Origin of the sequence: Bartonella phoceensis (genome assembly GCF_902825145.1) — a bacterium.
GTDB lineage: Bacteria > Pseudomonadota > Alphaproteobacteria > Rhizobiales > Rhizobiaceae > Bartonella > Bartonella phoceensis.
The window spans coordinates 1-4,990 of the sequence record NZ_CADEAD010000019.1 but is presented as its reverse complement, the minus strand read 5'-3'; the positions used below and the strand labels follow the sequence as shown (position 1 = coordinate 4,990).

At 38.9% G+C, this 4,990-nt stretch carries 2 protein-coding genes; both read right to left on the bottom strand.

What is annotated here, in order from left to right; all coding sequences use genetic code 11:
* A partial coding sequence (locus J7R07_RS07835) for a hypothetical protein (RefSeq protein ID WP_208436306.1) occupies nucleotides 1-3,350 on the bottom strand: 3,350 nt, incomplete at its 3' end.
* A 777-nt stretch (nucleotides 3,351-4,127) separates the two neighbouring features.
* Nucleotides 4,128-4,990, bottom strand: an 863-nt coding sequence (locus J7R07_RS07830; protein WP_208436305.1) for a YadA-like family protein, incomplete at its 5' end; no start/stop codon positions are given.

The following is a 4,990-nucleotide window of genomic DNA, read 5'->3' as shown; positions in this document are numbered from 1 at the left end:
TTATCTAGTTGGCCTTTATTAACAGCATCATCATTGTTCTTTCCCTCACCAACACCAGAAATTACACGATGCACACCAATTTTATTCGCGATACTGATTTTACTGCCTTCTATTTCTTTACCAATATCAATACGATTCGTCGTCGGATCTTTCTTAACAAGGCTATCATCCCTGACATTGGTAATCTCCTTTGTAATCTCATTTTTTACATTTGTGATAGCAGCACCAACACCATCAAACGCTTTTGCTACAGTATCATATTCCTTCTCTTCAGAGTTACCATCACCGTTAACTGTCTTAACCTTGAATTTTGGAGCTTTCCATTGGCCATTCTCGTACTGAGCATCTCCCCCTAAAGACTGCGCTAAACCATTACCCAATAAATAAAGCTGAGAACCATTGATCGCATCATGTGAACTCTCATTAATCTGACCATTCCCAACATTATGAAGACCTACAGGAGCACGATCTTTGCCTTTGCCAAAAGTAACACTCGTATAATCCGTAGTGCTATTTTCACCTTCTGTTTTATCGTAAAGAACAACAGATGAATTTTCAGATTGAAGATTGTTGGAAAGATCCTTCAAACTTGCATCAAGTTGTGCTTTGTTAACAGCATCAGTATCTTCAGTACCCTTTGCTAAGCCTGTTAGCTTTTTACCGCTAGCATCAATACCACCGGTGGTTATTTGTGGGCCATTACTAAGCCTAAGCCCGTCAGCTGTGAGGGTAAGTGATGATTTATTATCAGCCTGAAACGTTAATTGGTGTGCCTCAATATTCTTAACAGTAATATCATCCGATAAATCAAAGCTTACAGAGTCATTTTCTTGTGTGAGCTTGATATTCTGTTTATCTTGATGACTAACTGCTACAAAATTTATTGTACTGTTTGGTCCAATCTGCCTTACATCTCCATTGTTAACAGCAAGATTCCAACCTGTTTTGCTGAGAGTTTCTACAGCTTTCAGCTGCGCAACATTTACGGCATCAGTGTCTGCACTCCCATCTGCAACACCAGAAAGTATCCGATTACCGCTATCTTTATTTGCAATATTGATTTTATCGCCATCAGTATCTTTACCGATGGTAATCTGTCTGGTTGCTGTGTCCTGTTTTACAAAACTACCAGCTGTTACTTGTTCTTTTATTTCCTCAAGCTGTGCAAAATTCACCGCATCGGTGCTGTTAGTACCCGCTGCCACATTTGTGATCTTTGTACTGTTGGCATCAATGCCATCAACGGTTAGTTTAGGACCATCTAAAATGGTTAATGCCGCTGATGTTATGTTATCAAGTATAACGCTCCTAGCGAGATCAAATTTTATCTTATTGTCCTCTTTGCCTTTGGTAATGCTGAGATTGCTACTTGCAGCTGCTAAATCCACCGGGTTGGTTGAATTAACATTCGTTTTATCTTCATCATCAACAGAGAGCTCCCAATTTAGGTTAATAGAGTTTTGTAAAGCTTTTAGCTGCGCAACGTTTACGGCATCAGTGTCGCTCGTGCCAGCGGCAACACCTACAATCTGTCTGGTTATACCGTACTCAACATTACCAATACTGAGTGCACCTAAGGTGCTGACCCATGTATTATCTCTTTGTTCATCTACATTTTTTCTAATACTAGGATCATACCCTCCAACACCAGCAGCAACATCAACAACAGAGAAAACACCCAAAGCTATACTATCCCTCACTGATGCTCTTGTTCGGAAGCCAACAGTAACCGCATAAGAAGTGTCTTTATCGGTGTCAGCAATTCCTGCCTGATCACCAATAGCAACCATCCCAATAGCACTAATAGAGTCAGCTTTTGCGGCGTGACCAATCGCAATCGTACCCATGCCACTAGCTTTTGCATCAGAACCAAAAGCAAGTCCACCTTTGTCAGCGAGTGTATTAGCACCAATTGCAATTGCATCGGCCTGATAATTACCAATTTTTGCGTTGTAACCAATTGCAACTGCATGGATAGAGTGTTCACCAATGTTGGCGCCATTACCAAGAGCAATAGAGCTTTCTGCATCAGCTATAGCATCTGCAAAATCTTTGCCAGTCGTGTTAATTTTTAAACCGTTTGTAATCGCTGCTGCTTGTACCGCTTTTAATTGTGCAACGTTGACTGCATCAGTATCTTCAGTACCAGCCGCTACTGCAACAATTTGTCGGGTCTTACCTTTCGAAACATTACCAACACTAACGGCACCTGCTGTACTTTTCCATACATACTCTTTATCACCTTTAATATCTTTTTTGACAGGAACATAACCGGAAATACCAGATTTAACTGAAGCTAAAGAATGTGCTCCTAAAGCAACCCCTGATTCCGCTCCTGCTTGTGAGTTCCTCCCCAATGCCATAGACATCTTAGCAAGTGCAGATGCTTCAGTACCTATAGCTATCGCATGTTCACTGAGTGCTTTGGTGCGATCAATGTTTTTGTTTGTCGCGTGATTTGGATTCTTATTACTCATCTGTTTAAAATGCTGCGGAGAGCCTATTGCAATAGAGCCATTCATCATAGCTTGCGATGCATAACCTATAGCAATACTCGCCGTTCCTGTCCCACTTGCCCCAAACCCCAATCCCAGAGCACCTGGCTGCTCTACTCGTGCATAAGGACCAACAGCAATTCCCCCCACCCCACTTTCTGTTACCATTGTATCGTTACCAATGGCAACGGAAAAACCTCTACGGACTTGTGCATTATAACCGACAACAGTGCTCCATCCCAAAGGCCGAGTCTCTTTATCAGATATAAACCGTACCGTCAAATTATCACCAATAAGAACACTCTCACCAACGTTTGCAGTAATATCTTCACCTATCATGACAACATGTTTACCATTTTTTTCTTGACTGTCCTCACTACGCATCATGTTACTGATAAGGTTATTTTTCGAAAAATTGGATACATTAATCATCTTTGTATCTTGGCTCGTTTGAGGAAATGGCTGGGGAGATAAGCCACCATCCGCCAATAAATTCTGATCAACAATCAATTGCTTATATCGATCCTCTGTATTTAATGTATTTTTTGATAACTTATTCCCATAGTCGCTTGCATTAGCCTTTTCTACACCTGCTTTATTGAATACCGTTAAATAATTGTCTTTGGATATACGAGAAGTATTCAAACCAGCAACAGAGATAATACTTTGTGGATATGACACACCAGAACTCTTAACACCTTCAAGAAACGCATTTCTAAAATAAGGATTTGCTGAAAAAACAGGAAATACATTCGATAGAAATATAGCTGCCGTAGCCAACGAAAAAACTTTAACGAAAGAAAAACGAGAAAGTTTTAATTTACTTGCTGCTTGTGTGTCATGTAATTTTTTCATAACAAACTCTCCAATGAAAAAATTGAAAAACACCTCCAAAACTTAAAAAAGACATATTTTAGCATTATCAATCTTATTGGAATTTGAAATAGAGGATAATTGCTTAGGGTGTGAACGTTTTGAGTCTTTTATCTTCGTCTTGTTTGTGTTTCCTGTATTGAGATCTAGATGTTTGTCTCTGTTTTTATGTTTTGTGGACATAAAGTTGACACATTTAGAGTCTAATATGGGTTGGTATTTTGTTGTGTATTTAAAAAAGGATCTTGTGTGTTTTAGATATTCAAAGCATTTTACTTATAGAAATTCTGTTATGTTAAGCTATTTCGCGCTTATTATTAGAAAGCGTTTTTTTAGTGATATATGTGATGTAGTGCTTAAGAATTTAAGCTTTTTGAGAATATGGAGCTTTTTGGCTGTAGTATTTTTTTGTTAGATGTGATGTAGTAATAGACATTCAATTTGTTGGTTTTTATTTGTCTTTTATGCATTTTATCCCCCTCCTTAAAACATTCTTGCTTTTAATCAGAATGAGTCTTACTCGTAACAACTTTTGTTACTTATAAAATATATCTGCAAGATATCAAGAAAAAAATGATTCTTTTAAAGTATTTAGGAAAAATAATTCACCGTGGAGATGAAAGTATAGTTTTTCTGTAACAGTTTCCGAAAAGTTTTGCCAGTTGTAGAACTTATATTTGTATTGTGTTCATATGTTTAAAAAATTTTGCCCCTACTTCACAAAAGTAAGGGCAAGCGGGGGTTTTCTAAATTTTATTGTTAATTTAGTGTTAAGCTTAGTCCTACACCTACCCCCCAACGCCCCCCGGTACTTGTCACAGATAGACTAGAGCGAATATTTCCATCTTCAGATGTATAACCAGCACCAATAGCAAATGCAGACTGATTGAGCCATATACCACTACCGAGTGCAACACTTAACTTTCCTGGTGCATCATTGTAACGTAAGTTAGACACTGCCAAACCAATAGCCGCTGCCTGTCTTGCCTCTTTGCGGACATCCTCAACAGCATAGTTCAACGTCTCAAATTTCATATCCGTATAAGACTTTGCCTCATCAACACCATTGTGTACAGCATCTTTGATGTGATCATCTGTATACTTCTTCGCATCATCAAGAACTATTTTCATCTGCTGTTCTGTGTAATCATGCAGCTGACCCCCATTGACGGCCTCTTTCGAACCTCTTTCAATCTTTCCATCACCTACATTATCTATCAATACAGGATCACTCTCACTACCACCAACTAACGTGATCTTATTCGTCTTATGACCATCTTCATCCTTATCATACTTAACTGCTCCATCCGCAGAGACCGCAATATCTTTCAATTGCTGACCAATACTATCTACCTTGTTTTCAACCTTGCTAACCCTATCATTCGTCTTCCAAAGTTGACCTCCATTAACAACCTCCTTCGAACCTTCTTCTATAAGACCATCCGCTACATGCTTAATCTTACTATCTTCTCCGTCATGACGTCCATCATACCCACCCTCAGATGAATTCCAATTTAAACCATTCGACGCAACATTCTTGGAAACATCAGTAATACGATCATTGATACGTGACATACTTCCACTTACACCATCAAACGCTGCTGCTACATTATCATAGAGCG